This window comes from Streptomyces marincola, from assembly GCF_020410765.1.
GTDB lineage: Bacteria > Actinomycetota > Actinomycetes > Streptomycetales > Streptomycetaceae > Streptomyces > Streptomyces marincola.
In genome coordinates, this window is sequence record NZ_CP084541.1 from 6,081,633 (window position 1) to 6,105,869 (window position 24,237).

Consider the following 24,237-nt stretch of genomic DNA (forward strand, 5'->3'; position numbering starts at 1 on the left):
TGCTGCCGTTCGGACACGTTGCGTGAATCCTTGCATGAGCAAGCGGGTTGACGGTGCGTCGGGTGCCCGGTGACTGGGGCTCAGCCGGCCAGGCCGGTGCGCTCGTCGAGCCACGCGGTCAGGTCCGAGCGCACCTCGTCGGCATTGGTCTCGTTGAGGATCTCGTGCCGCGCTCCCGGGTAGGCGCGCCACGTCAGGTCGCGGGTGCCGATGTAGCGGAAGTCCTCGATCAGTTCGTAGAACAGGCTCAGGCCGGCGTGACAGGGGTCCTGGTCGCCCACGACGAGGTGCACCGGCAGCTCGCGGGGGATCCTGGACTGCGCCGCGGGGTCGTTGATCTTCCGCACCCCGAGGACCCAGTCGAGCGAGAGGCCCGCGCCGAACGGGAAGCCGCACCGCTCGTCGGCGACGTAGGCGTCGACCTCGCCGGGGTCGCGGGAGAGCCACTCGAACCCGGTGCGGCGCGGATACGGGTCGTTGAACGCGGAGAACAGGTCGGTGACGAACGCGGAGGGAGCGGCGGGACCGCCCCGTTCCACCTCCTCGGCCAGCTGTGCCGCGGCCGTGCCGGTCTCGCAGCCGGGCAGCGAGCGGAACGTGCCGCACAGGACGAGGCCGTCGAGCACCGTGCCGTGCTCCTGGGCGTAGTCCCGCGCCAGCTGGGAGCCCATGCTGTGGCCGAACAACACGTGCGGGAGGCCCGGCAGTTCCGCCCTGGCGCGCTCCCCGACGGCGTGCAGGTCGGCCACGACGGCCCGCCAGGCCGAGGGGCCGGCCACGCCGTACCCGCCGGTGCGGGCCGCGGTCGCGCCGTGCCCCCGGTGGTCGGAGGCGATCACCGCGTAGCCGTGCGCCGTCAGGTGGCGGGCGAACCGGCCGTACCGCAGCGCGTGCTCCGCCGCGCCGTGCGCGAGCTGGACCCACGCACGCGCCGTGCCGCGTTCCGGCAGCCAGGTGTAGGTGGCGACGGGCACACCATCGGGGGCGATGGTGTCGTCGGCGCGGTCCGGTGTCGTCGGCTGGCTCGCCACAGTGCGCTCCTGAGATCCCGGGGGCAGGGCCGGGCCCCAGTATGGAACGCCGGGCCCGCCGCGGCCGCCCTCAGTCGTGGTGCATTCTGCTGAAGTGGTGCAGCGCGGCCTGGGCGTAGGCGACGCGCTCGTCCAGCGGTGCGCGCCCCGGCCGGCGGTACCCGGTCCTCAGGTGGCTGAACGTCAGGACGCGGCCGGTCCAGGGCGGCGCCCCCCGCCGCCGCCACGCCACGCTCTGCGGGCGGCTCCAGCCGAGCAGTTCCGCGACGTGGCCGAAGGTGAGCAGGGCCACCAGCAGGGAGCCGGCGAACAGCACCAGCCACAGCGGCAGCAGCAGCACGAACACCGCCCAGCCGGCCGCGGTCCCGTCCCGCCCCACGAGGTGCGGGCCGCCGTCCGCCGGGATGATCCGCCAGTGCCCGCGGCCGAAGCGCGAGGGCGCGCGCGCTATCGCGCACAACGGCCGCCCGGCGGCGTCCGTCACCGCGAACCGGCGCGGCCAGGGCACGCGTTCTTCGGGGCGCACGGTCGCCAGCGGCGCGCCGGCCGCGTGGGTCAGCGCGAGCGCGGGATGCGCGACGGTGCCGCCGGCCCGCAGCCTGGCCTCCACCTCCGCGACCGTCACAGGACGGGTCTCGACCGCGGGGCGGTCGCCGTCCTGGGCTTCGAGCCGAACCCGGGCAGCCGCCTCCTCGCTGCCGTCGCACCGGATGACGAACTCCTCGCCGTCGGTCCACGCGCCCGCGCGCATCCCCTCCGCGCCCGCCATGTCCACGGTGAAGCCGGCCGCCATCTCGGTCTCCTCCCCGCCGCCGGAACGCTTCGCGCGCATTGTGCCAGGCGCCGCCGCGGCTGTCCGGTGGCGCGGGGACCGCCACGTCCCCGCGGGCGGCGGGCCGGCCGGGGCGTCGACTTCCGTCGCTGTGGGGCGGCGGGGGCGCGCCTTGCCGGGAGGGCGGGGGGCACCCGAGGATGTCACCCGGCGCCGACCGGCCCGCGCCGCGCCGCGGCGGCCGGTGCGCGCCGGCGTGCGCCGGGCCGTGGGCGACGGTGCGCGGGACGGCATCGGTGGAACGGAAGGGGAAGCCTCGTGGGCACGCGCGTGACCGTGGTCGGCGAAGCGCTGGTCGATCTCTTGTGGCGGTCCGGTGCGCGGGAGGCGCACGCGGTCGCCGGCGGCAGCCCGGCGAATGTGGCCGTCGGCCTGCACCGGCTCGAACGCCCGGTCACGCTCGTGACCGCCTGGGGCGAGGACCCGCCGGGCGCGCTGGTGCGCGAGCACCTGGCGGAGACCGGGGTCGAGGTGCGGCGTGTGCGGGCCGAGTCCGACCGCACGACCGTGGCCCTGGCCTACCTGGGGGAGGACGGCGCGGCCACCTATGACTTCGTCGCGGCGTGGGACCCCGCGGAGCTTCCGGTGCCCGAGGACACCGCCGTGCTGCACACCGGTTCCCTCGCGGTCGTGATCGAGCCGGGGGCCTCCCGGGTCCTCGACCTGTGCCGCGCCCAGCGGCGGGCGGGCCGCACCGTGGCCGCCGATCTCAACGTCAGGCCCGCCGTGCAGCCGGACCGGGACGCCTACCGCGCGGTGTGCCTGCGGCTGGCCGGCGCCGTGGACGTGCTCAAGGCGAGCGACGAGGATCTCGGGTGGCTGTGGCCGGGGCGCCCTGCGGAGGAGGCGGCGCGCGAACTGCTCGCCGCCGGGCCCGCGTTGGTCGTCGTGACGCTGGGCGGTGACGGGGCGTTCGCCGTCACGGCGGAGGGCGGGGCGCGGGTGACGGCCCCCGAGGTGGAGGTCGTCGACACCGTCGGCGCCGGGGACACGTTCCAGGCCGCGCTGCTCGACGCCGTCGCCGAACGGGGCGGACCGCCCGTGGGGCGCGAGGCCCTGACGGAGGTATTGGCACGGTGTGCGGCTGCTGCGGCGATCACATGTACGAGAAGGGGCGCGAACCCGCCCACGCGCGCCGATCTGATGCTCCTGTGACTCCGATGTGTGGAACCTGAAAGGGGATTAACAGGTTCGAAACAACAGGGCCCGTGACTCGCCGTCAGTTCGGGATAGCGCTCTCGGGGGCACGCTGGCCGACCTGCGTCCTGATGATACGATCGCCGGGCTTGCCAAGCGGGCCGAGCGCACGTTAGGCATTGGGCCAACCGGTAAACAGCCGAGAGGGTTTCACCCTGAGGAGCACGATGCCGTCAGCAGGGCACACGGAGCCGCTACGACGGCTTGGCCGGCAATCCCGCCGCCCGGCGCGGTGGATGGCGCCCCGGCGGCCCGGCCCGGCTCCGTCACCATGCCGGGCCGGTCGGTAGGGCGGAATCCGCGCGGGGGAAGTCGGATTCGAGAACACGGCATCCTCAGTTTTCATTTACCTGGCGGACTAGCTTGAAGAGAAATTCATGAGCCAATACCTACAGGACCCGGCGCTCTGGGGCCTGGTCGTCGGGGCTCCCCTCGCCGCATCCGTGATATATCGAGGGCGGAAGTCCAACGCGAGACTCCGTGAGGAGAAGGCGGAGGTCGAAACACGGCACGCCGAGCTCCAGGACAATTTCAGCGACGCCGTGGAAGAGGCGCGCCTGCGCGCGGAGGACGCGACCAAGACGGCCCTGAAGTCGGCCATGCGGACCCTCCAGGGCCTGGCCAACGAGCAGCAGCTCGCCATTTCGAAGGTCCAGGGCAAGTACGGCGACCAGGAGTTCCTCCAGGACCTCCTGGAGATCGACCACATGAACTCCCAGTTCGGCAGGCGCGCCCAGTCCGTCTCCGTGCTGTGCGACGGCTGGCTCGGCCGGCAGCGTTCGGTCGCCTCGGTCTACGACGTGGCCCGCAGCGCGAAGGGGCGCATCCGCCACTTCACCCGCGTCGAGATCCGCTCGCAGACCAGCTTCGCCGTGATCAGCCAGGTCGTCGAGCCGGTCGCGCTCGTCCTCGCGGAGCTGCTGGACAACGCCACCAGCTACTCGGCCCCCGAGACGACCATCGACATCAACATCAGGACCGTGCCCAAGGGCGTCTGCGTCATCATCGACGACGCGGGTGTCGGCATGAACGAGGAGGAGAAGAGCAGGGCGGCGCGACTGCTGTCGGGGGAGCACCCCGTCAGCGTCACGGAACTGGGCAACCCGCCGCAGTTCGGCTTCGCGGTCATCGGAGTGCTCGCCGCGCGTTACGGCTTCAGCGTCTCCGTGGACACCGCTTCCCCCTACGGGGGTGTGCGCGCCGTGGTCCTTCTTCCTCAGGAGCTGCTCACCAGCATGCCCGAACCGCAGACCCCCCCGGCGGCCGAGTTCCCCGCGGACGAACCCGAGCCGGAGGCGACCGGCACCACCGCGGGCGGTCTGCCCAAACGGCGCAGACGAGGCGCCATCGCCATCGTGCCCCGGTCCGAGGCGTCGGCCGACGGCAACAGGGCCCGCTCCAGCGAGGAGACCGCGTCGATCATGGGAGCCTTCCAGCGGGGCACGCAGTCGGGCCGCATCGCCGATACGAGCAGGGAAGGGTCGGAAACCCAGTGAACACCGAACTGTCGTGGATGCTTGAGGGTGCCCTTGAGGTCCCGGGGGCCCGGCACGCGATCCTGGTCTCAGCGGACGGCCTGCTGATGGCGCGTTCCAAGGACGTCGACAAGGACCACGCGGACACCGTCGCCGCGGCCATGAGCGGTATGCAGTCGCTCAGCCGTACGGTCGCCGGATTCAGCGGCGGCGCCGCCATGCAATGGCGGCAGACGGTCGTCGAATTCGACGGCGGATGGGTCTTCCTCATCTCCGCGGGAGAAGGTGCCTACCTGGCCGTCTCGGCTTCGCCGAGTGTGGACATGGCCGACATCACCTTCCGTATGCAGCAGCTCGTCGCGCAGCTCGGCAAGGCGCTGACCACACCGCCCCGCGAGAACACCGGGACCCAAGCATGACGCCGCCGCACGACCAGGAGCCGGACACCGGCGGATTAGTACGTCCCTATGTCATCACGAACGGCCGGGAAATCGCCGACGGTGACAAGTTCGAGCTGGTCACGCTGATCACGGCTGCCCAGGACCAGCAGCAGAAGGCCCGCCTCGACCCGGAGAAGCGGAGCCTGGTGGAACTGTGCGAGGGCGGATACCTGTCCGTCGCGGAGATCGCGGGGCACATGGAACTGCCCGTCGGCGTCATCAAGGTGCTGCTGTCCGATCTCGCCGAAAGCGGCCACATTCTCACCCGTGCCCCTGTGCCTGCGGCGCAGCTCACCGACATTCAGGTCCTTCAGGAGGTGCTGGATGGACTCCAGGCACGTTTCGGGTGACGCACGGCACCTGCACGGCAACGTGCAGATCGCCGCCAAGATTCTCGTCGTCGGTCATTTCGCCGTCGGTAAGACCACGTTCATCGGAACGCTGTCCGAGATCCCCCCGCTGCGCACCGAGGAACGCATGACGCAGGCCGCGGCCGGCGTGGACGACCTCAAGGGCGTCAAGGGAAAGACGACGACGACCGTGGCGATGGACTTCGGCCGCCTGACGCTCAACGACCGGCTGGTCCTCTACCTGTTCGGCACCCCGGGGCAGCAGCGCTTCGTCCAGGTGTGGGAGGACATGACGCGGGGGGCACTCGGCGCGCTCGTGCTCGTCGACCCCGAGCGGCTCAAGGAGTCGTTCGCCGTGATGGACCTGGTCGAGAAGTACGGCATCCCGTACGCGGTCGCCGTCAACCGCTTCGACGGCGGCGAGGTCAGGTCCGAACCGGAACTGAGGGAAGCGCTCGACCTGCTGCCCGAGACGCCGGTCATCACCTGTGACGCGCGGGACGAGAAGTCATCGGCGAAGGCGCTGGTCTCGCTCGTGCGCTATCTCCAGAGTCGTACCCGACAGGAGCAACAATGAACGATCTCTCTGGTCCCGGGACGCCACCCCCCGGCTGCCCCGCGCACAACGGCGGTCGCCCCGCCCCGGACGCCGCCACCAGGATCCCGCTGTACGGACCGGAGTTCGCCGCCAGGCCGCAGGAGTTCTACGAGGCGATGCGTGCCTACGGGCCGGCGGCGCCCGTGGAGCTGGCCCCCGGCGTCGAGGCCACCCTCGTCACCGACTACGCCGCCGCGCTCCAGGTGCTCCAGAACCCCGACGTCTTCACCCGGGACTCGCGGCGCTGGAGAGCGCTGGAGGACGGCACCATACCGCCGGACAGCCCGGTCCTCGGCATGATGGGCTACCGGCCCAACGTGCTCTTCACCGACGGCGCCGAGCACCTGAGGCTGCGGCAGACCATCGCCGACAGCCTGACGCGGATCGACGCCTACCGCGTCGGCCGGCACGTGGAGCGGGTGTCCGCCTACCTGGCCGACCAGTTCAAGCACAAGGGCACCGTCGACCTGCTGAACGACTACGCCAAGCCGCTGACGTTCCTGGTGTTCAACGAGCTGTTCGGCGCCTCGGCCGAGGTCGGCGACCGCCTGATCCGGGGCTTCACCGGCATCTTCGACGGCGTCGACGCCGAGACGGCCAACCAGGAGCTCGCCGAGAGCCTGCTCCAGCTCGTCGCGCAGAAACGGGCAAGACCCGGCGACGACATCACCTCCTGGATGATGGAGCACCCGGCCAAGCTCACCGACGAGGAGATGCTGCACCAGATCACCATCATGATGGGCGCGGGCATCGAGCCCGAGCGCAACCTCATCGCCAACGGCCTGCTGCTGATCCTGTCCGACGAGCGCTACTTCGGCGGGCTGCACGGCGGCGGGCTGCTCGTCGAGGACGCCATCAACGAGGTGCTCTGGAACTCCCCGCCGATCGCGAACTACGCGACCCACTTCCCCGTGCAGGACACCGACCTCGCCGGGGTGAAGCTGCCCGCGTTCTCGCCGGTCCTGATCAGCTTCGCCGGGGCCAACACCGACCCCGCGCTGTCCGCGTCCCGGCAGATGCTCAGCAAACGGGCCCACCTGGCGTGGGGTGCGGGGCCGCACGCCTGCCCGGTCAAGGACTCGGCCTCCCTCGTCGCCACAACGGCCATCGAACGTCTCCTCAACGAGATCCCCGACGTCGAACTGGCCGTCCCCGCCGACCAGCTGGAATGGCGCCCCGGCGTGTTCCACCGGGCGCTGAGCACCCTGCCCGCGCGCTTCACGCCGGTGCAGCGGCAGGCAGCCGCGGCGGGCGCCGCGCCCGCGGGCCGGGCGTCGGTATCCGGCCAGGCCGGGAGCAGGGCGGAGCGCAAGGGCTGGTGGAGTTCGTTCCTCACCTGGTGGCGTGCGTGACGCGCCTGTGTGACGCAGTCGACGGGGGAATGCCTCTGCGGCATATGTGTGACTGACTGTTCGCGAGGGTAATGGTGCCGGAGGCCGCACCGACTGCCGGACCCAACGTCAGACGATGGGCAGTCGTGTGGCCTATCCGGCATGCCTCAAAGGAGTATCCGTGGAACTTGCTGACGGAGATACGGCGATCGATCCACGTTCCATCATTTCCCAAGTGTCGCGACTGCGCGCGTCGCGGGGACAGGCTGACCCCTATCCCATTTATGAAGAATTCCGAGCCATGGGCGAGGTCATACCCGCCCCATGGGGAGCACATTTCCTGACCGGCTACGAGCTGTGCGACCACGTGCTGCGGAGCAGGTCGTGGGCCGCGCTCGACGACAGCTGGCGCGCACGTCAGGAGCCAGGCAGCCGCTGGCTCGCGCCGGCCTCACGGGAACTCGGCCACGTTCTCCAGGGACTCAATCCCCCGGAGCACACACGACATCGGCGTTCCGTGGGCAACCTTTTCGACCGTACCACGATCACTCGGCTGCGCGGCCCGGTGACCGCCATAGCGAACGGCCTTCTCGACACGCTCGACGAACGTCTCCACGAGGACGGGATCGCGGATTTCTCCGCCCTGGTCAGCGAGGAAATGACGATCGCAGTCATGGGGCACTGGATCGGAATACCGGCCGCAGATCACGCCATAGTCCGCCATCACAGCCACGCGCACGGCCAGGCGCAGGAATTGCTGCCCTCCCCGAGTCAGATGGCCGCCGCCGACGCCGGCGCACTCGGAATGCGCGATTACTTCACCGGCCTGGTCCGCGACCGCAGAACCCGCCTCGGGGACGACGTGCTGTCCGGCTGGATTCGTACCTGGGACGAGCTGGAGCCCGATCGGGAACGAGCCGACGAAGCCGTCTACTTCCTCGTCATGTTCATCGTGGGTGCCGCGCTGGAAACCACCTCGATGCTGCTGTCGAACCTCGTCCTCGTCCTCGACCAGCACCCCGCCCAGCGGAACTGGCTGCGCGAGCACCCCGAGGAAGTGCCGCGCGCCGTCGAGGAGATACTGCGCTTCGACCCGCCCGTGCACGTCACCACCCGCGTGGCACGCGAGGACACGGTCGTCGCGGGCACGCCCGTGCGGGCCGACGAGCTCGTGCACCTTTTGATCGCCTCGGCCAACCGCGACCCGGCCGCCGTGCCCGAGCCGGACGTCTTCGACATCCGCCGCTCCGGCCGGAGCCTCAGCCACCTCGCGTTCGGCGGTGGCGTTCACTACTGCATCGGTGCCGGGCTCGCCCGGCTCCAGGCGCAGGTGCTGCTCGACGCGCTGCTGCGGCGGTACCCCGCGCTGCGCGTCGCCGGGCCGCCGCAGTGGGAGCCGCGGGTGGCCTTCCGCCGCCTGAAGTCCCTCGACGTCGTGGTGCGTTGAGGGCCGTGGGTGTGATGGACCCCGGGTACCGCACCCTCGACGTCACCAGGGAAGGGCACGTGGTGCGTGTCCGCTTCGACACCCCCGAGGCGGGCAACGCCGTCACCGGGACCGTGCTCGCCGAACTGCTCGCCGTGCTCGGGGCCGTCCGCGACGACCCGGACGTGCGCGTGCTCGTCCTGTCGGGCGCCGGGCCCGACTTCAGTCTCGGCGGTGACCTCGACGAATTCGACGGACTGATGGCCAAGGACCCCACGGGGGCGCACATCGCGGCCCTGGGCGACCGGGCACGCCGGGTGTGCGAGGCGCTCGCGGGCGGCAGCGCCGTCACCGTGGCCAGGCTGCACGGCCGGGTGGTCGGGGCGGGCCTGGCGCTCGCGCTGTTCTGCGACCTGCGTGCCGGGGCGGACAGCACGCGGTTCCGCATGCCGGAACTCGCCGTCGGCCTCCCCATCGCGTGGGGCGGGGCCCTGCCGCGGCTGATGCACGAGGCCGGTGCGGCCCGGGTCAGGGAACTGCTGCTGATGGGCAGCGGTTTCGGCGCGGCCACCGCCAAGGAGATGTCCGTGCTGCACCGCGTGGCGCCCGAGGCCGAGCTCGACGACGTGATCCAGCAGTGGATCAGGCCCCTGGTGCGGCGGTCACCGACGGCCCTGCGCGTCACCAAGGCGGTGCTCGGCTCCTACGCCGCCGCCGCGCGCACGGCCGACGCCTCCCTGCTGGACGGGGAACTCCTCGCCGCGGCGCTGGCCGCGCGCCGGGAGGAACGCGGCAGGCCCTGAGCGGCCGAGGGCCGGGACCGGGGCGCGTGCCCCGGTCCCGGCCCGGTGGCGGGCGCCGGGGCCCCGGGCCCCGGCGCGGGGACGTTCCGGCGAAAGGTCAGCCGCCGTCGCCGTCCCCGCCTCCCTCGCCCGCTTCCAGCCGGAAGCCGACCTTCAGGCCCACCTGGTAGTGCTCGACGGCGCCCTCCACGATGTGGCCCCGGATCTGCGTCACCTCGAACCAGTCCAGCTGGCGGAGCGTCTGGGCGGCCCGGCCGATCCCGTTGCGGATGGCGTCGTCCAGGCCCTCGTGGGACGACCCCACGATCTCGGTGACCCGGTAGATGTGCGCGCTCATGCTGGCCTCCTCGGCGGGTGGACACGGACATGTGCCGCTTTCCACCGTGCAACAGCGGGCGTCGTTCCGCACCCGGTGGAGGAGGCCGGCGGCCGGCCCTCCGGTGCGCGCACGGGGGTTGACCCTCGGAGCCGGGGCGTGGAAGGGTTCCGGCGAAGAGGGCGTTTGAACGATTCAATCCGCGTCGGCGGCCCGGCCCGGGCGCACGGGAGGCAGGACAGCATGACACCCGTCCACCGCAGGGCCGTGATCGGCGCCGCCGCGGCAGCCGCGGCGGCACCCGCCACCGCGGCAGCGGCGGCCGGGCCGCCCGCGCAGGGCACCGGCCCCGCGGGGCCGCCACCGCCGCGCGGCCTGCGGCTGCGCGACTTCTGGGCGCACGACCCGTTCATCGTGCCCGACCGCCGCAGCGGCCACTACTTCCTCTACCTGCGCAACCTGCCCGAGCAGACCGGCATCCCCGGGACCGGCACCCTCGTGTACCGCAGCCGCGACCTCGCCACCTGGCAGGGGCCCTGGTCGGTCTTCACCGTTCCCGACGGCGCGTGGGCCACCGACGGGGGCTGGGCCCCCGAGGTGCACCGGCACGCGGGCCGCTGGTACCTGTTCCTCACCCTGCACGACGAGAGCCGGGCCCTGGCCGAGCCGCCCGAGGTCCTGCGGCGCACCTACCGCAGGGGGACGTTCGTCGCCGTCGCCGACTCGCCGTACGGCCCCTTCGAACTGCTCGATCCGCGGCGGCCCCAGACCCCGGACACGTTCATGTGCCTGGACGGCACCCTGTTCGTCGAGGACGGCCGGCCGTGGCTGGTCTACGCGCACGAGTGGATCCAGCGCTTCGACGGCACCATGGAGGCCGTGCCCCTCACCGCCGGGCTCGACCGCGCGGCGGGCGATCCCGTGCACCTGTTCCGCGCCTCGGGCGCCCCCTGGCTCGACGAGCGGGTGACCGCCGACCCCGCGGCGCTCCCGCCCTACGTCACCGACGGCCCGCAGCTGCTCCGCAGCCGCACCGGGGACCTGCTCATGCTGTGGTCCACCTACCTCGGCCCGGCCGGAAGCCAGGGGTACGTCCAGACCCAGGCCCGTTCCCGCTCCGGCCGGCTGGCGGGGCCGTGGGAGCTGCTGCCCGTGCTGGTCGGGGACAACGCCGGCCACGGCATGCCGTTCCGCGCCTTCGACGGGTCCTTGATGCTCGTGGTGCACCGGCCCTTCGGCTCGCCCGACAGCCGGGCGAAGCTGTACGAGCTGCACGACGCGGGCGACCGCCTCACCGCCGGGCGCCGCAGGAGGGATCTCGACGGCGGCGACTGATTCCCCGGTGCTACCCTCGCACGGGGCCGTGACTGGCGCGTGGGGATGGGAAGGACCATCGGGGAGCGGCCCTGTCGAGCGACGTGAAGCCGTGCGCCTGGGCTTTCGCGACGACACGTCAAGGAGGCCCACCGTGAGCGCAGAACCCGCCCGCACGACCGAGTCCATCGCCTTCCGCAGCGGCCTTGAGGTGATCCGCGGCGTCGAGCCGCGCATCGCCGACGCCATCGCGGGGGAAATCGACGATCAGCGCGCCTCGCTGAAGCTCATCGCCAGCGAGAACTACGCCTCCCCGGCCGTCCTGCTCACCATGGGCAACTGGCTGAGCGACAAGTACGCGGAAGGCACGGTCGGCCGCCGCTTCTACGCGGGCTGCCGCAACGTCGACACGGTCGAGTCCGTGGCCGCCGAGCACGCCCGCGAGCTGTTCGGCGCGCGCCACGCCTACGTGCAGCCGCACTCGGGCATCGACGCCAACCTCGTCGCGTTCTGGGCCGTCCTCGCCCAGCGCGTGGAGAGCCCCGCGCTGGAGCGCGCCGGGGCCAGGCAGGTCAACGACCTGTCGGAGGAGGACTGGGCGGCGCTGCGCCGCGACCTGGGCGACCAGCGGATGCTGGGCATGTCCCTGGACGCCGGCGGGCACCTCACCCACGGCTTCCGGCCGAACATCTCGGGCAAGATGTTCCACCAGCGCAGCTACGGCACCGACCCGGCGACCGGCCTGGTCGACTACGACGCCGTCCGCGCCGCCGCGCGGGAGTTCCGCCCGCTGATCCTCATCGCCGGCTACTCGGCCTACCCGCGGCTGATCAACTTCCGGCTCATGCGCGAGATCGCCGACGAGGTCGGCGCCACGCTCATGGTCGACATGGCGCACTTCGCGGGCCTCGTCGCGGGCAAGGTGCTCACCGGGGACTTCGACCCGGTCCCGCACGCCCAGATCGTCACCACCACCACCCACAAGTCGCTGCGCGGCCCGCGCGGCGGCATGGTGCTGTGCGACGACTCGCTCGCCGACCAGGTCGACCGCGGCTGCCCCATGGTGCTCGGCGGCCCCCTCCCGCACGTCATGGCGGCCAAGGCCGTGGCACTCGCCGAGGCCAGGCAGCCGGCGTTCCGCGACTACGCCCAGCGCGTCGTCGACAACGCGCGCGCGCTGGCCGAGGGCCTGAAGCGGCGCGGCACCCGCCTGGTCACCGACGGCACCGACAACCACCTGGTGCTGCTCGACGTCTCCGGCTACGGCCTCACCGGCCGGCAGGCCGAGGCCGCGCTGCTCGACGCGGGCATCGTCACCAACCGCAACGCCATCCCGCAGGACCCGAACGGCGCCTGGTACACCTCGGGCATCCGCGTCGGCACCCCGGCGCTGACGACGCGCGGCCTCGGGACCGCCGAGATGGACGAGGTCGCCGCCCTCATCGACACCGTCCTGTCCAGCACCACGCCGGGCACGACCCAGAGCGGCAAGCCGTCCAAGGCCGCCCACGTGCTCAAGGACGGGGTGGCCGGGCAGGTCGCCGAGCGCGCCGCCGACCTGCTCGCCAAGCACCCGCTGTACGCGGAGGTCGATCTCACCTGACCGTCCGCCTGACCCACGCGACGCCTGCCGACGCGGCGCAGGCGGAGGCCGTCCAGCTCCGCCTGCGCGGGCACGTCAGGCTCGACGACTCCGGGCCCGCGCCCGGTGCCCCCGGCACCGTGGCGGGGGTCGATGTCGCCTACGACGACGGCCGCGGCATCGTCGCCGCCGCGGCCGTCGTCCTCGACGCGGTCACCCTGGACGTCGTCGAGGAGGCAACGGCGGTCGGCCCGGTGGCGTTCCCCTACGTGCCGGGGCTGCTCGCCTTCCGCGAGCTGCCCGCGGTCCTCGACGCGCTCGGCGCGCTGCGCCGCACCCCGGACCTCGTCGTGTGCGACGGGTACGGGATCGCGCACCCCCGCCGGTTCGGCCTCGCGAGCCACCTCGGCGTGCTCACCGGCCTGCCCGCGATCGGCGTCGCCAAGAACCCGTTCACCTTCCGGCACGAGCCGCCCGCCGCCCGGCGCGGCGCCCACACCCCGCTGCTCGACGGCGGTACGGAGGTCGGGCGCGCCCTGCGCACGCGCGAGGGCGTCAAGCCCGTGTTCGTGTCGCCGGGCCACCGGACCACCCTCGACTCGGCCTGCGCCCACACCCTCGCGCTGACGCCCGCCCACCGGCTGCCGGAGACCACCCGCCGCGCCGACCGCCTCTGCCGCGCGGCGCTGCGCGCGGCGGCCTGACGCGCGGCGGCCTGACGGGCGGCCGGGCGCGGGCGCCGGGCCGCCGCGGTCAGCCACCGCCGGGTCGGCGCACCTCGTCGGCCAGGGCGTCCAGGGCGCGGTCCACGTCCTGTTCGGTGGTGTAGAGGTGGAACGAGGCGCGCAGCAGGCCGCCCCTGGCCGCCGTCCTGACGCCCGCGGCCTTCAGGCGCGGCACGGCGTCACCGAGCCCGGGCACCGACACCACGGCCGAGTCGCCGGGCACGGCGGGGCGGCCGATGCGGTCAAGTCCCCGGCGGAAGCGGCGCGCGAGCGCCAGGTCGTGCGCCTCGATCCGGGCGGTGTCGAGACCGGCGAGCAGGGCGAGCGACTGCGCGCCCGCCACCCAGGAGAGGAACGCGGGGCCCTCGTCGAACCGCCTGGCGCTGCTCGCCAGCCGTTCCACGGGCCCGTAGGTGCTGTGCCACGGCTCCTCGCCCGCGATCCACCCGGCGTTGAGCGCGGTGAGCCCGCCGCCGTCCGCCGGGACGGTGAGGAACGAGACGCCCCGCGGGCACAGCAGCCACTTGTAGCCCGCGCACACCGTGAAGTCGAAGTCCCCGGCCTCAAGGCGCAGCCACCCGGTCGCCTGCGTGGTGTCCACCAGGGTCCTGGCCCCGTGCCGCGCGGCGGCCTCCCGGATGGCGGGCAGGTCGGCCCTGCGGCCGTCGAGCGACTGCGCCGCCGACACCGCGACCAGCGCCGTGTCCGCCCGTACCTCGTCCGCCAGCGCTTCGAGCGGCACCGCGCGCAGCCGCGCGCCGCGTTGGGCGAACGGAGTCACGACCGAGCTGAACTCCTGCTGCGCGCACAGCACTTCGGCGCCGGCGGGAACGGTGTGCGCGACGAGCGAGACGTGCGAGGCCACGGCGGCGCCGGTGGCCACCCGCTCCGGCGGCAGGCCGACGAGGCGGCCGAACGCCTCGCGCGCCCGGCGCACCGCGTCCAGCCAGGCCACCATGTCGACCCGGCCCTCGGCGATGTCGGTGGCCGCCTCCCGCAGCGCCGCGACGGCGCGGGCGGGCAGCAGGCCGTGCGAGGCGGTGTCGAGATAGGTGTTCCGCGGGGCGAACTCGCCGTTCACCGTCGTGTCCACGTCGCTCCTCGGCTCTGTCGCCGGCCGTGCCGGGCCGGCGCCGCTGTCGTGCCGCCGGGGTCCCGGCGTCCCTGCGTGTCCGGCGGTGCCGCCGGACGGGACGCATTCTGCCCCGCGCGCGGGCCGGCTGCCATGGTGCCGGGCCGGACGCCGCCGGACGCCTCGCACGTGCCCGGCCCCACCCGGCGGACCGGCCGGTGGCCGCGTGAATGCCGTGTGAAGCGCGTGAGATGATGCGCACCCCCCCGGCCACCAACAGGCCAGTAGACCCGTGCAGGAGAGTCATGACCGACAGGAAGCAGGCCGCAGCCCTCGACTCCTCGGTGCCCCACTCGGCGCGCATCTGGAACTACTGGCTCGGCGGCAAGGACAACTACGAGGCCGACCGGGCCATGGGCGACCGAATACTCGCCTACTTCCCCGAGATCGTGGAAAACGCGCGGGGCAACCGCTACTTCCTGTGCCGTGCCGTCAGGCACCTCACGGGCGAGGCGGGCATACGCCAGTTCCTCGACATCGGCACGGGGCTGCCCACCGTGGACAACATCCACGAGATAGCACAGGGGTTGGCGCCCGAGACGCGGATCGTCTACGTCGACAACGACCCGCTGGTCCTCGCGCACGCCCGCGCCCTGCTGACCAGCACGCCCGAGGGGGCCACCGACTACCTCGACGCGGACGTCCGCGATCCCGACGCGATCCTGGAACGGGCGGCGAAGACGCTGGACTTCTCGCAGCCGGTCGCGCTGATGCTGCTCGGCGTCCTCCAGTTCGTCGAGGACACCGACGAGGCGCGGCGCGTGGTGGCGGCGCTGCTCGACGCGCTCCCCGCGGGGAGCTGCCTCGCCCTGTCCCACCCCACGAACGCCGTCCGCGGCGAGCGCATGACGACGGCCGTGCGGCAGTGGAACGAGGGCGGGGGCTCGCCGCGCATGACGCTGCGGACGCCGGAGCAGGTGGCCGCGTTCTTCGACGGGCTCGACGTGCTGCCGCCCGGCATCCTCTCCACCGCCGACTGGCGCCCCGAACTGCTGGACGTGGGGCCCACCGGGCCCATCGACGACTTCGGCGGAGTCGGCGTCAAGCGCTGAGCGCGCCGCGGGGGAACGGGCGGCCTCAGGCCGCGCGTTCCCCGCGCGGCGAGCCGGAGGGCCGGACGGCGAGGAAGGCAAGCGCGGCGAGGACCGACAGCACCGCTCCCGACCCGAGCGCGCCCGGCAGGGATCGGGCGGCGACCGGCCCGGCGAGCGCCGCCCCGATCGCGAAGCCGGCGATCTTCAGGCTGGCGCCCGTGGTGAACACCTGACCGCGCAGGTGGTCGGGGGCCTCCCGGTGGCGCACCGCGAACAAGCCGATCAGCTGCGGTCCTTCGCCGAGGCCCGCCACGAGCACGGCCGCGATCAGCAGGTCGGGCCGCCCGGAAGCGGCCAGTGCCAACGCGGCGGCCTGCACCAGAGCACCGGCCCAGACGAGCGTGTCCGGGGCGACGCGGCCCGGGAAGCGGGCCAGGAGCGCGCCGGCCAGCAGGGCCGCGGCGGCGGAGCAGGACAGCAGCGCCGCGCCACGGCCGGCGTCGCCCAGCACGCGTTCGCCCAGGAGCGGAAGGCAGGCCACCAGCACGCCCTGGGCCGCGCAGGAGACCACCGAGCTGAGCGTCGCCCGCGCCAGGCGGGGGCGGCGGACGATGGCCCGCAGTCCGGCCGCGAGATCGCCGGCCACCGAGGTGCCCGGCCCGTTCCGCGCCCGGCCTGGACGCGGGGCGAGCGACCAGGCGGCGGGCGCCGCCAGGCCGATGAGCGCCGCCGCGACCGCGACGGCGGCCGGGGCGCCCAGCACGTGCGCCGTGCCGCCGGCGAGCGCGGGGCCGGCCAGGCCGGCCAGGTGGAACGTCATCGCGTCGAGCGCGTTGACCCGGGCCAGGCGGCCACGCGCCGCCGGCCGCGGCAACTGGGCCGTCCAGCCGCCGGAGAGCGCGGGCCCGAGCAGCCCCGTCAGCACGGCGACCGCCATGACGGCGGCGAAGGGCAGGCGGCCGAGCCCCGCGACGACCGCGCCGAGCCCGGCCGCGTGCCCGAGCAGTGCCAAGGCCAGCAGGCGGCCCGGCCGCCGCCGCCGGTCGAGCAGCGCCCCGAGCAGCGGTCCCCCCGCCGCGGCGGCGGCCGTCATGCCCGCGAGCAGGAACGACGCCCCGGCGGTCGATCCGGTGGCGGCGAACGCCGCGAGCAGCAGCGCGGGCCCGGCCGTCTCGTCTCCGGTACGGGCGGCCACCGCACCGGCGAAGTAGGCGACCGTCGGGCAACGGTCCGGCATGCGCGAGAGGCTAGGCGGGTAACTCAAAACAGCGCAACATGCGTTACATTGCGAGGGTGTCCGCCCTCCTCGACGACTGGGCCTCCCGGCACTCGGTACTGGCCGTGGCCCGGCGCACCGCCGCCCTCGTCAACGCCCTCGCCGACGACCGCGCGGGACCCGGCACGATCGCCGAGGTGCTCCGCGCCCACGGCGAGGCCGACCCGGTCGAGGTCACCGCCCGCGACGTCACACGGATGCGCGCCGCCGCCACGCACCTGCGGGAGGTCTTCGCGGCCACCGGCGCGGCCGACGCCGCCGCCGTCCTCAACCGCCTCCTCCGGGAGCACGCCGGGCCGCCGCGCCTGACCTCGCACGGCGGCGGCACCCCCTGGCACCTGCACCTCGACCGGGACGACGACGCACCGTGGGACGAGTGGTTCCTCGCCTCCTCCTGCATGGCCCTGGCCGTCCTCCTGTGGGACCGCCAACTGCCGCCCGGCGCGGTCTGCGCGTCCGCCGGCTGCCCGCGCGTCTTCATCACCCAGGGCCGGGGTCCCGAACGCCGCTACTGCTCGCGCCGCTGCGCGACGCGCGAGCGGGTCGCGGCACACCGGCGGGCCCGTTCCGGCCGGTGGCAGGGCCCGAACGGGTGACCGGCCCGGCGGCCCCGCGCCACCGTTGCCTGCCCGCACCGGACCTCGTCCCGGCGCGGGGGTGCGACGCCTCCGCGCCGGGCCGCCCGGTGCGTGCCGCCGGGCCACGTGGGCCGCTCACCCGTTCGGGTGGGTGGGGGGCGACGCGGTGGCACCGCGCGGCGTAGCGTGGGACGCAGTGCCGAAGGGAGGGCGGACGTGAACGACACCGCACGCGCGACGTGGATCACCTACATCCGCGACGAGCGCGTCGAGTTGCCGGCCACGATCGACGGCATCAGGGCCGCGCTGTCCGGTGAGGCGGAGCGCGCGGCGTTCGACATGGAGGTGTGCCGCACCCCGGGGCAGGACCTGCACCGTGTCCTGGCCCGGTGGTCCCTGGCCACCCGGCCGGATGCCGCCGAGGCGAACGAGGAGATCGTCGAGCGGCTGCGCGCGGGGGACTTCTCCGGTCTGGTCTTTCCCTACGAGGACAGCGACGAGGAAGAAGAGGAGGCCGGGTAGGTGGCCTACCGCCTCGCCTACGCCGGACAGGCAGAGTCGGCCCGGCGGCAGATGGCAGCCGCGCGCCGGCGCCGGTTCGACGCCGAGATGGGACGCACCATCGGCCGCGAGCCGTACGCCCACGGCTCCACGCCCATCAAGGGGGAGCGGGACTACCGGGAGGCGACCGTGGCGGGTGCCATCGTCGTCTACTACGTGAGCGCCGGAGTGCTGACCCTGACGGCGGTTCAGCTCATCGCCGCATGACCGGCTCCGGCGCGGCACCGGTCCCGGGGCACACGTGGGGCGCGGTCAACTCCCGCGCGAAGGAGGCATCGTGACCGCGCGGCAGAACGACCTGGTCCTGCGTCCGATCGACGGACCACGGGAGCTCGCTCTCTTCACCCGGCTGCCCTACGTCCTCAACGAGGAGCTGAGCGACGACCTCGCCGCCGGGCGGCGACGGCCGGAGTGGATGTGGGTCGCCCTGCGCGGCGACCACCTGCTGGCCAGGGCCGCCTGGTGGGGCAGCGCGGGAGAGGGCGAGCCGTTCCTCCTGGACGTCTTCGACATCGACGACGAGGCCGGGGAGCGCGAGCGCGTGGACCTCGGCGTGCGGCTGCTGCGGGCTGCCATGGCCGCGGTGTTCCCACCCGGCGCCCGCCCACCCGAGTACAACAGGTCCGTCCCGCCCGATTGGCGCGAGGGCGGGGCAGCCGGGCGCATCGTCGGGGACCGCATGCTCGCTCTCGAACGGACCGGCGCCCGCCTGTTCGTCGAACGGCTGCTTCTGGAGTGGCGGCCCGGAACGCCGCTGCCCGGGCCGAGGGGGCGCCTGGCGTTTCGGCCGGTCCGCGACACCGAGGAGATCCTCGGCCTGATGACCCGGGTCCTGGACGGCACGCTGGACGCGCACAGCAGGGCCGATCTGACGCGGATGACTCCCAGGGAGGCGGCGGCCGGACATTACGAGAGAGAACTCGCGCGCTACCGGAGCCCGCGGGAGTGGTGGCGGGTCGCGACCCTGCCGGACGGCGAGCCGGTGGGGTTCGTCACCCCGGCCCGCAACGACTACAACGCCGTCATCGGCTACCTCGCCGTACTCCCGGAACACCGCGGCAACGGCTACATCGACGACATCCTCGCCGAGGGCACCCGCATCCTCGGCGAGCAGGACGTCCCCCGCGTCCGGGCGGCCACGGATCTCGGCAACACCCCCATGGCCAGGGCCTTTCAGCGCCTCGGATACGTCACCTTCGAACGCCGGATCTGCATGACCTGGAGCTGACCGCCGACCCCTCGCGCGCGGGTGCCGAAGTCCCGGCAGCCGGGTCGGCCGGCCGTCGAAGAGAAGGAGCGGAAGGCGTTCTCCGGGGCCGCGCGGGCCCTCGACGAGCAGGTCGGGAACTCCGTGTTGGCCAGTTCGAGGTTCGCATGGACCGAGTGGACACCGCCCGGCACCGTGCGGAACGCGCGTCGGAACGCGACCGCGGCCTCGTCCGTGAAGTCGGTCCTGATGACCGAGGCTGAGAATCCGTTGCGCTCCGACAGCCCGGACCGTGGCGCCGACGGCCTCAGGGGCGCCGCACTCCGCTCACGGACCGGTTGGGGCTTCACGGGCCGCGAACGCGGCCGGGGTGGTGCCGGTGCGGTCGCGGAAGAAGCGGCCGAAGTTGGCGGGATCGGAGAAGCCCAGGTGGGCGGCCACGGCCCGGGCGTCCCACCGCGCATGTCCCAGCAGGCGCCGGGCTTCGAGCAGGCGCCGCTCGTCGATGAGTTCACGCGCGCCTTTGCCGGTGGCGTCCCGGGCGGCGCGGCTGAGGGTGCGCACCGAGCAGCCGAGCAGCTCGGCGTAGTCCGCCGCCCGGTGCAGTGCGCGGAAGTGCAGCTCCAGGGCGTCCGCGAACCGGCCGTAGGTGTCACCACGACCCGCGCCGGCCGCCGCCGGGCCGGTGGGGGTGGTGCCGGGGGCGTTGGCGAGGCGCAGCAGCAGGGATTCGAGGAGGCTGCGGCGCAGTGCGTGGTGGATGTCGAGGGGGCGGCGTCCGAGCGCGCGGTGTTCGTCGAGGAGTTGGAGTGCTGTCTGGTGGAGCCAGGCGGCGTCGTCGGGGTGCGGGCTGAGCACGGCGGGGGCGTCGTGCGCGGTGAGCGGGGCCAGGAGGCGGGCGGTGCCGGGTGTCAGCGTGTCCGGTTCGAACAGGAGGAACGGGCCGCGGGCGGTGCCGGGCGGATGCCAGCACTGCGTGTGCCCGGGCCGTACCCACAGCCACTGGCCGGGGTCGACTGTCCGCGTGACGTGGTCGACGTCGTGCAGCAGTACGCCCTCGGTGACCGCGATGAGGTAGTGGAAGGTGGCACGGCCCGGGCGGGGCGGGTTCCACGGCCAGTCGTCGTGCTCGGCGAAAAAGTCCTCGACGGTGCTGACCTCAAGGCCGTAGGGCGTGCCGACCGGCGGCTGGAAACCGTACAGCGGAACCGCGGTCGGCCCGGACCGTCCGCCCTGCCGCGGGTGTCGCTTGTCGACCATCATGTGTCCGCAGTCTACTGTCCTTTTTGTCGGCTTCCAGGGGAGGATGGGCTGTGCCGCCGCTCCCGCGCGGCGCACCCTCCGTGCCCTTCGATGCCGCGGACCGTCACCACCCGAGGAGGCCCACCGCCCATGAACGGATCGACCCTTCAGAAGACCGCCGCCGACTGCGCGGAGGAGCTTCCCGGAGCCCATCTGGAGCATCCCTTCGGCCCCGACTGGGAGGTCTTCAAGGTGCGCGGCAAGGTGTTCATGCTGATGACCGAGGTCCCCGGGCGTCCCGTCGTGATCCTCAAGGCGCAACCCGGCGAGGCCCTCGCCCTGCGGGACCAGAACCGCCACATCACCCCCGGCTACCACATGAACAAGAAGCACTGGATCACGCTGGAAGGCGGGGACGGCATCGACACGTCGCTTGTCAGGGAGCTCGTCACCGAGTCCTACCGGCTCGTCGTCGCGAATCTGCCCGGGGCCGAGCGGCCCGTCGACCCGGACACCTACGCCGGCGGCACGCGGGCGTCCCGGTGAGCGCGGCCGGCGACCGGCTCCAGGACACCGCCCGCAAGACGGCCCTCGCCCTGCCCGACGTCAGCCACGGGCGCCCCTTCACTCCCCGACTCGACGTGTACAAGGTTGGGGGCAAGGTGTTCCTGATCGTCACCGACGACCCGGACGAGCAGATCATCACCGTCAAGTGCGAGCCCGGACACGCCCGCGCCCACGTACACGGCTATGCCTCGATCACCCCGGGCCGCTACCTCGACAAACGCCACTGGATCACGCTCTCGCCAGGGCCCGGCATCACCAAACGCCTGATCACCGACATGGTCGAGGACTCCTACGACCTGGTCGTCGAGCGGCTGCCGCGACGCGACCGCCCCCGTGCGCGATGAGCACCGCAAGCTTCCCCGCAAGCAGCTGAGCCCTCGCCCGCCAGGACCGGGACCGGGTGCGCCCGCCCGCCTCCCACCAGCTGAGAGACCGATGGAACCGACCCTGCCGCTCTTCGACCAGGAGCCCGCCCGGCCACTGGCCGACCGCCTGCGCCCCACCCGGCTGGAAGACGTCGTCGGACAGGACCACCTCCTGGCCCCGGACGCCCCGCTGGGCCGCATGGTCGCCCAGCAGCGCCTCAGCTCCGCCATCCTGTGGGGGCCGCCCGGCGTCGGGAAGACAACCATCGCCCGCCTCCTCGCCCACGCCGGCGACCTGGCCTTCGAACCGGTCTCGGCCACCTTCTCCGGGGTGGCCGACCTGCGGAAGGTCTTCGCCGCCGCACAACGCCGGCGCGGCCTGGGCCAGAGCACCCTGCTGTTCGTCGACGAGATCCACCGCTTCAACCGCGCCCAGCAGGACAGCTTCCTCCCGTACGTCGAGGACGGCACGATCACCCTGATCGGCGCCACCACGGAGAACCCGAGCTTCGAACTCAACGGCGCCCTCCTCTCCCGCACCCAGGTCCTCGTCCTCAAACGCCTCGACGAAGCCGCCCTGTCCACCCTCCTCGACCGCGCCGAACAGCTCACCGGCCACCCGCTCCCCCTCGACGACGACGCCCGCCGAGCACTGATCGCCATGGCCGACGGCGACGGCCGCTACCTCCTCAACATGGCCGAACAACTCCAAGCCCTCCCCGACACCGGGGAGAACCTGGACACCGCCGCACTCACCCACCACATCCAGCAGCGCGCCCCGCTGTACGACAAGGCGCGGGAGAGCCACTACAACCTCATCTCCGCGCTCCACAAGTCGATGCGCGGCTCCGACCCCGACGCGGCCCTGTACTGGCTCGCCCGCATGCTCGACGGCGGCGAGGACCCCCTGTACGTCGCCCGCCGCCTGGTCCGCTTCGCCAGCGAGGACATCGGCATCGCCGATCCCCACGCCCTCCAGCAGGCCCTCGCCGCCTGGGACGTCTACGAACGGCTCGGCTCCCCCGAGGGCGAACTGGCGATCGCCCAGGCCGTCGTCCACCTCGCCACCGCCCCCAAGTCCATCGCCGTCCACCGCGGCTTCGACGCCGCACGCCGAGCCGCCCGCCGCACCGGCTCTCTCATGCCGCCCGCCCACATCCTCAACGCCCCGACCCGGCTGATGAAGGACCTCGGCTACGGCAAGGACTACCAGTACGACCCCGACACCGCCGACGGCTTCTCCGGCGCCGACTACCTCCCCGACGCCATGGACCGCGAGACGTACTACCGGCCCACCCGCAACGGCTACGAAGCCCAGATCACCGAGCGCCTGCGCCACTGGGCCGCCCTGCGCGCCCGCCGACAACGCGGCTGACAGCCGACGCGACATGCCCCAGCTCGCCGAACCGGCCGCGGCCGTTCCCGCCCCCATGCGAACGGGGTCCGCTGCCCCGGAACGGCGCGCGTTCCCACGGCGTTCCGGGGCACCGGCACGGATGGCTCAGTGCTGGCCGGCGACCTGGTGGAGCCGGTCGGCCAGGCGGCGGTCGGGGCGGCGGTTCACCAGGCCGTGGGTGTCGAGGCCGGCCAGGCGGTCGACCTCCGGTTCCAGGGACTCGGTGGGAACGCGCAGCAGGCGGTGCTTGCGCGAGTAGCGGGCCATGCTCTCCATGACGTCGATGACGTCGTCGATCAGCGGAGGGCTGTCCGGTCCCGCGGTGCGGGCCTCGCGGTACCAGTGGGTGGCCTCACGCGGTTCGCCGAGGTCGCGGTGGTGGAGGTGGAGGCAGTAGGCGGCGGTGCGGTCGCCGGCGCCGGCGGCCAACTGCCACCAGAACTGCGCGCTCTCCTGATGGCCGGTGAGGTAGAGCAGGCAGGCGAACACCATCGCGCCCTTGAGGATGTCGTCGTCCCCGGCGCCGGCGTTCTCCTGCTCGTCGGCGCTGTCGGGCGGCGGGTCGTCGACGAGGCGCGAAAGATGCTCGGCGGCACCGGGCCGGTCGATGACCCACCCGGAGACCGCGTTGAGGGTCTGCCGCGCCTGCCGGACCCGGGCCAGTTCCGCGCTCGCCGTGCGGCGGCCGGTCTCGGCGGCGAGGCGGCGCAGCCCGGCCGCGGCGTCGAACGGCGCGGAGGAGACGGGGATGCGTATGCCGGCGAGGATCTCGTCGACGGTGGGCGCGGTCATGGGTGTTCCTCTTCCTGGGATGGGCCGGGGGCGGGGTCGGCGGGCAGCCGCAGGAGCACCCGCAGCCGTTCCTTCGCCCGGCGGTGGTGGTAGTCGACCGTCCGCTCGTCCAGGCCCATGAAGCCGGCCACCGCGCGGGTGGAGTGGCCCAGGATGTGGCGCAGGACGATCACGTCGCACTGCCGGGGCGGCAGTTGGGCGATGGCGGTGAAGACGCCGTGGACGCTGTCCAGTTCCGCGAGCCGGTCCTGGGCCGCGCGCAGCAGGACGGCGACGGGGCCGTCGACGAGGTACGCGGGCAGCCGGCCCTCGTACTCAAGCTCCTCGCGGACCGTCCGCCGCAGCACGCCCCAGGCCCGCTGCTCCAGCTGGCCCTCGCGCAGCAACTCCTCCCAGGTGGCCAGGAGTTCATCGAAGACCCGGTGGACGACCTCCTCGGCCAGGCGACGGTTGCCCAGGTGGGCCTGGGCGTAGGAGCGGTAGGGCTGCTCGCGGGCGAGGTAGAACGCCTCGGCTTCGAGCGGCAGTTCCACCGGGGCGTGCACCGGCGGGGGCGGACCGGGGTCAGGGGAGTGGCCCGCTTCCTGGGCGTCTTCGGCCATCAGGCGGCCCTCCCGTCGCATCGCGGGCTTCGCACACCCGCCGAGCCGCGCAGGGCGTTGATCGT

General features: G+C 73.4%; 27 protein-coding genes and 1 riboswitch. Of the genes, 19 read left to right on the forward strand and 8 right to left on the reverse strand.

The features are described 5' to 3' along the window. Window positions 1-80: 80 nt before the first annotated feature. Entirely contained in the window at window positions 81-1,031 is a 951-nt protein-coding gene (locus LC193_RS26870; RefSeq protein ID WP_226077961.1) for an alpha/beta fold hydrolase, read from the reverse strand. Between the two features lie 70 nt (window positions 1,032-1,101). After that, window positions 1,102-1,863: a hypothetical protein gene (locus tag LC193_RS26875; protein ID WP_226077962.1), complete on the reverse strand. Its 762-nt coding sequence runs from the start codon at window positions 1,861-1,863 to the stop codon at window positions 1,102-1,104. A gap of 258 nt (window positions 1,864-2,121) precedes the next feature. Here LC193_RS26875 and LC193_RS26880 point away from each other — a divergent pair, with 258 nt between their 5' ends. From LC193_RS26880 to LC193_RS26915, 8 genes are all read left to right on the forward strand, one after another. Beyond that, window positions 2,122-3,018, forward strand: a complete 897-nt coding sequence (locus tag LC193_RS26880; RefSeq protein ID WP_226077963.1) for a carbohydrate kinase family protein — start codon at window positions 2,122-2,124, stop codon at window positions 3,016-3,018. A gap of 419 nt (window positions 3,019-3,437) precedes the next feature. Beyond that, window positions 3,438-4,556, forward strand: coding sequence for an ATP-binding protein (locus LC193_RS26885; RefSeq protein ID WP_226077964.1), 1,119 nt, complete (start codon window positions 3,438-3,440; stop codon window positions 4,554-4,556). Continuing rightward, on the forward strand, window positions 4,553-4,954 hold the full coding sequence (locus LC193_RS26890) for a roadblock/LC7 domain-containing protein (protein ID WP_086157253.1): 402 nt from the start codon (window positions 4,553-4,555) through the stop codon (window positions 4,952-4,954). Before LC193_RS26885 ends, LC193_RS26890 begins: the two co-directional genes overlap by 4 nt. Continuing rightward, window positions 4,951-5,325, forward strand: coding sequence for a DUF742 domain-containing protein (locus LC193_RS26895; RefSeq protein WP_226077965.1), 375 nt, complete (start codon window positions 4,951-4,953; stop codon window positions 5,323-5,325). The genes LC193_RS26890 and LC193_RS26895 overlap by 4 nt, the downstream gene beginning before the upstream one ends. Further along, window positions 5,300-5,902 (forward strand): GTP-binding protein, encoded by a 603-nt coding sequence (locus LC193_RS26900; RefSeq protein ID WP_226077966.1) that lies wholly within the window; start codon window positions 5,300-5,302, stop codon window positions 5,900-5,902. The genes LC193_RS26895 and LC193_RS26900 overlap by 26 nt, the downstream gene beginning before the upstream one ends. Further along, complete coding sequence (locus LC193_RS26905; RefSeq protein ID WP_226077967.1) at window positions 5,899-7,275, forward strand: cytochrome P450; 1,377 nt, start codon at window positions 5,899-5,901, stop codon at window positions 7,273-7,275. The genes LC193_RS26900 and LC193_RS26905 overlap by 4 nt, the downstream gene beginning before the upstream one ends. Window positions 7,276-7,555: 280 nt before the next feature. Further along, window positions 7,556-8,701, forward strand: a complete 1,146-nt coding sequence (locus LC193_RS26910; RefSeq protein WP_226077968.1) for a cytochrome P450 — start codon at window positions 7,556-7,558, stop codon at window positions 8,699-8,701. Between the two features lie 14 nt (window positions 8,702-8,715). After that, complete coding sequence (locus LC193_RS26915; protein WP_226078895.1) at window positions 8,716-9,483, forward strand: enoyl-CoA hydratase/isomerase family protein; 768 nt, start codon at window positions 8,716-8,718, stop codon at window positions 9,481-9,483. A 97-nt stretch (window positions 9,484-9,580) separates the two neighbouring features. Here LC193_RS26915 and LC193_RS26920 read toward each other — a convergent pair whose 3' ends face one another. Continuing rightward, complete coding sequence (locus tag LC193_RS26920; RefSeq protein ID WP_226077969.1) at window positions 9,581-9,820, reverse strand: dodecin; 240 nt, start codon at window positions 9,818-9,820, stop codon at window positions 9,581-9,583. 222 nt (window positions 9,821-10,042) lie between these two features. On the opposite strand from LC193_RS26920, the gene LC193_RS26925 reads away from it, so the two are divergent. The 3 genes from LC193_RS26925 to LC193_RS26935 all read left to right on the forward strand — a co-directional run bounded on the left by LC193_RS26925 (window position 10,043) and on the right by LC193_RS26935 (window position 13,399). Then, on the forward strand, window positions 10,043-11,134 hold the full coding sequence (locus LC193_RS26925; protein WP_226077970.1) for a glycoside hydrolase family 43 protein: 1,092 nt from the start codon (window positions 10,043-10,045) through the stop codon (window positions 11,132-11,134). Window positions 11,135-11,152: 18 nt separating this feature from the next. Then, window positions 11,153-11,244, forward strand: a riboswitch (ZMP/ZTP riboswitch). Window positions 11,245-11,267: 23 nt separating this feature from the next. Continuing rightward, window positions 11,268-12,716: a glycine hydroxymethyltransferase gene (locus tag LC193_RS26930; RefSeq protein WP_226077971.1), complete on the forward strand. Its 1,449-nt coding sequence runs from the start codon at window positions 11,268-11,270 to the stop codon at window positions 12,714-12,716. Further along, window positions 12,713-13,399, forward strand: coding sequence for an endonuclease V (locus tag LC193_RS26935; protein ID WP_226078896.1), 687 nt, complete (start codon window positions 12,713-12,715; stop codon window positions 13,397-13,399). Before LC193_RS26930 ends, LC193_RS26935 begins: the two co-directional genes overlap by 4 nt. 49 nt (window positions 13,400-13,448) lie before the next feature. On the opposite strand, the gene LC193_RS26940 is transcribed toward LC193_RS26935, so the two are convergent. After that, window positions 13,449-14,513, reverse strand: a complete 1,065-nt coding sequence (locus LC193_RS26940; protein ID WP_226077972.1) for an aminotransferase class V-fold PLP-dependent enzyme — start codon at window positions 14,511-14,513, stop codon at window positions 13,449-13,451. A 284-nt stretch (window positions 14,514-14,797) separates the two neighbouring features. Between LC193_RS26940 and LC193_RS26945 the strand changes: the two genes are divergently transcribed. Continuing rightward, window positions 14,798-15,604: an SAM-dependent methyltransferase gene (locus LC193_RS26945; protein WP_226077973.1), complete on the forward strand. Its 807-nt coding sequence runs from the start codon at window positions 14,798-14,800 to the stop codon at window positions 15,602-15,604. Window positions 15,605-15,629: 25 nt separating this feature from the next. Here the strand turns inward: LC193_RS26945 and LC193_RS26950 are convergent, their stop codons facing one another. Continuing rightward, window positions 15,630-16,823, reverse strand: a complete 1,194-nt coding sequence (locus LC193_RS26950; protein ID WP_226077974.1) for an MFS transporter — start codon at window positions 16,821-16,823, stop codon at window positions 15,630-15,632. Window positions 16,824-16,861: 38 nt separating this feature from the next. On the opposite strand from LC193_RS26950, the gene LC193_RS26955 reads away from it, so the two are divergent. The 4 genes from LC193_RS26955 (at window position 16,862) to LC193_RS26970 (ending at window position 19,229) form a co-directional block, all read left to right on the forward strand. Then, complete coding sequence (locus LC193_RS26955) at window positions 16,862-17,458, forward strand: CGNR zinc finger domain-containing protein (RefSeq protein WP_226077975.1); 597 nt, start codon at window positions 16,862-16,864, stop codon at window positions 17,456-17,458. A 198-nt stretch (window positions 17,459-17,656) separates the two neighbouring features. Then, entirely contained in the window at window positions 17,657-17,962 is a 306-nt protein-coding gene (locus tag LC193_RS26960; RefSeq protein ID WP_226077976.1) for a hypothetical protein, read from the forward strand. Further along, window positions 17,963-18,208 (forward strand): hypothetical protein, encoded by a 246-nt coding sequence (locus LC193_RS26965; RefSeq protein WP_086157239.1) that lies wholly within the window; start codon window positions 17,963-17,965, stop codon window positions 18,206-18,208. It begins immediately after the preceding gene. A 70-nt stretch (window positions 18,209-18,278) separates the two neighbouring features. Next, a complete protein-coding gene (locus LC193_RS26970) occupies window positions 18,279-19,229 on the forward strand; it encodes a GNAT family N-acetyltransferase (RefSeq protein WP_226077977.1) in 951 nt (316 codons plus the stop codon). A gap of 306 nt (window positions 19,230-19,535) precedes the next feature. Here the strand turns inward: LC193_RS26970 and LC193_RS26975 are convergent, their stop codons facing one another. Beyond that, window positions 19,536-20,471 (reverse strand): helix-turn-helix domain-containing protein, encoded by a 936-nt coding sequence (locus LC193_RS26975; RefSeq protein ID WP_226077978.1) that lies wholly within the window; start codon window positions 20,469-20,471, stop codon window positions 19,536-19,538. Between the two features lie 129 nt (window positions 20,472-20,600). Between LC193_RS26975 and LC193_RS26980 the strand changes: the two genes are divergently transcribed. From LC193_RS26980 to LC193_RS26990, 3 genes are all read left to right on the forward strand, one after another. After that, window positions 20,601-20,996 carry an MmcQ/YjbR family DNA-binding protein gene (locus LC193_RS26980; protein WP_226077979.1) on the forward strand — a complete coding sequence of 132 codons (396 nt, stop codon included), beginning with the start codon at window positions 20,601-20,603 and terminating at the stop codon, window positions 20,994-20,996. Next, window positions 20,993-21,361, forward strand: coding sequence for an MmcQ/YjbR family DNA-binding protein (locus LC193_RS26985; RefSeq protein ID WP_226077980.1), 369 nt, complete (start codon window positions 20,993-20,995; stop codon window positions 21,359-21,361). The genes LC193_RS26980 and LC193_RS26985 overlap by 4 nt, the downstream gene beginning before the upstream one ends. 91 nt (window positions 21,362-21,452) lie before the next feature. Further along, entirely contained in the window at window positions 21,453-22,757 is a 1,305-nt protein-coding gene (locus tag LC193_RS26990) for a replication-associated recombination protein A (protein ID WP_226077981.1), read from the forward strand. Window positions 22,758-22,883: 126 nt separating this feature from the next. Here LC193_RS26990 and LC193_RS26995 read toward each other — a convergent pair whose 3' ends face one another. Together LC193_RS26995 and LC193_RS27000 are read right to left on the reverse strand one after the other, a co-directional pair. Next, window positions 22,884-23,570, reverse strand: a complete 687-nt coding sequence (locus tag LC193_RS26995) for a hypothetical protein (RefSeq protein WP_226077982.1) — start codon at window positions 23,568-23,570, stop codon at window positions 22,884-22,886. Beyond that, window positions 23,567-24,172: an RNA polymerase sigma factor gene (locus LC193_RS27000; RefSeq protein WP_226077983.1), complete on the reverse strand. Its 606-nt coding sequence runs from the start codon at window positions 24,170-24,172 to the stop codon at window positions 23,567-23,569. Before LC193_RS27000 ends, LC193_RS26995 begins: the two co-directional genes overlap by 4 nt. Window positions 24,173-24,237 lie beyond the last annotated feature (65 nt).

What these genes read in the sequence shown, in the direction of transcription:
- LC193_RS26875 (WP_226077962.1), bottom strand. Translation starts at nt 1,863, where the DNA reads ATGCGCGCGAAGCGTTCCGGCGGCGGGGAGGAGACCGAGATGGCGGCC.
- LC193_RS26885 (WP_226077964.1), top strand. Translation starts at nt 3,438, where the DNA reads ATGAGCCAATACCTACAGGACCCGGCGCTCTGGGGCCTGGTCGTCGGG.
- LC193_RS26895 (WP_226077965.1), top strand. Translation starts at nt 4,951, where the DNA reads ATGACGCCGCCGCACGACCAGGAGCCGGACACCGGCGGATTAGTACGT.
- LC193_RS26900 (WP_226077966.1), top strand. Translation starts at nt 5,300, where the DNA reads ATGGACTCCAGGCACGTTTCGGGTGACGCACGGCACCTGCACGGCAAC.
- LC193_RS26905 (WP_226077967.1), top strand. Translation starts at nt 5,899, where the DNA reads ATGAACGATCTCTCTGGTCCCGGGACGCCACCCCCCGGCTGCCCCGCG.
- LC193_RS26910 (WP_226077968.1), top strand. Translation starts at nt 7,556, where the DNA reads ATGGGCGAGGTCATACCCGCCCCATGGGGAGCACATTTCCTGACCGGC.
- LC193_RS26915 (WP_226078895.1), top strand. Translation starts at nt 8,716, where the DNA reads ATGGACCCCGGGTACCGCACCCTCGACGTCACCAGGGAAGGGCACGTG.
- LC193_RS26920 (WP_226077969.1), bottom strand. Translation starts at nt 9,820, where the DNA reads ATGAGCGCGCACATCTACCGGGTCACCGAGATCGTGGGGTCGTCCCAC.
- LC193_RS26925 (WP_226077970.1), top strand. Translation starts at nt 10,043, where the DNA reads ATGACACCCGTCCACCGCAGGGCCGTGATCGGCGCCGCCGCGGCAGCC.
- LC193_RS26945 (WP_226077973.1), top strand. Translation starts at nt 14,798, where the DNA reads ATGACCGACAGGAAGCAGGCCGCAGCCCTCGACTCCTCGGTGCCCCAC.
- LC193_RS26950 (WP_226077974.1), bottom strand. Translation starts at nt 16,823, where the DNA reads ATGCCGGACCGTTGCCCGACGGTCGCCTACTTCGCCGGTGCGGTGGCC.
- LC193_RS26955 (WP_226077975.1), top strand. Translation starts at nt 16,862, where the DNA reads ATGCGTTACATTGCGAGGGTGTCCGCCCTCCTCGACGACTGGGCCTCC.
- LC193_RS26975 (WP_226077978.1), bottom strand. Translation starts at nt 20,471, where the DNA reads ATGATGGTCGACAAGCGACACCCGCGGCAGGGCGGACGGTCCGGGCCG.
- LC193_RS26980 (WP_226077979.1), top strand. Translation starts at nt 20,601, where the DNA reads ATGAACGGATCGACCCTTCAGAAGACCGCCGCCGACTGCGCGGAGGAG.
- LC193_RS26990 (WP_226077981.1), top strand. Translation starts at nt 21,453, where the DNA reads ATGGAACCGACCCTGCCGCTCTTCGACCAGGAGCCCGCCCGGCCACTG.
- LC193_RS26995 (WP_226077982.1), bottom strand. Translation starts at nt 23,570, where the DNA reads ATGACCGCGCCCACCGTCGACGAGATCCTCGCCGGCATACGCATCCCC.
- LC193_RS27000 (WP_226077983.1), bottom strand. Translation starts at nt 24,172, where the DNA reads ATGGCCGAAGACGCCCAGGAAGCGGGCCACTCCCCTGACCCCGGTCCG.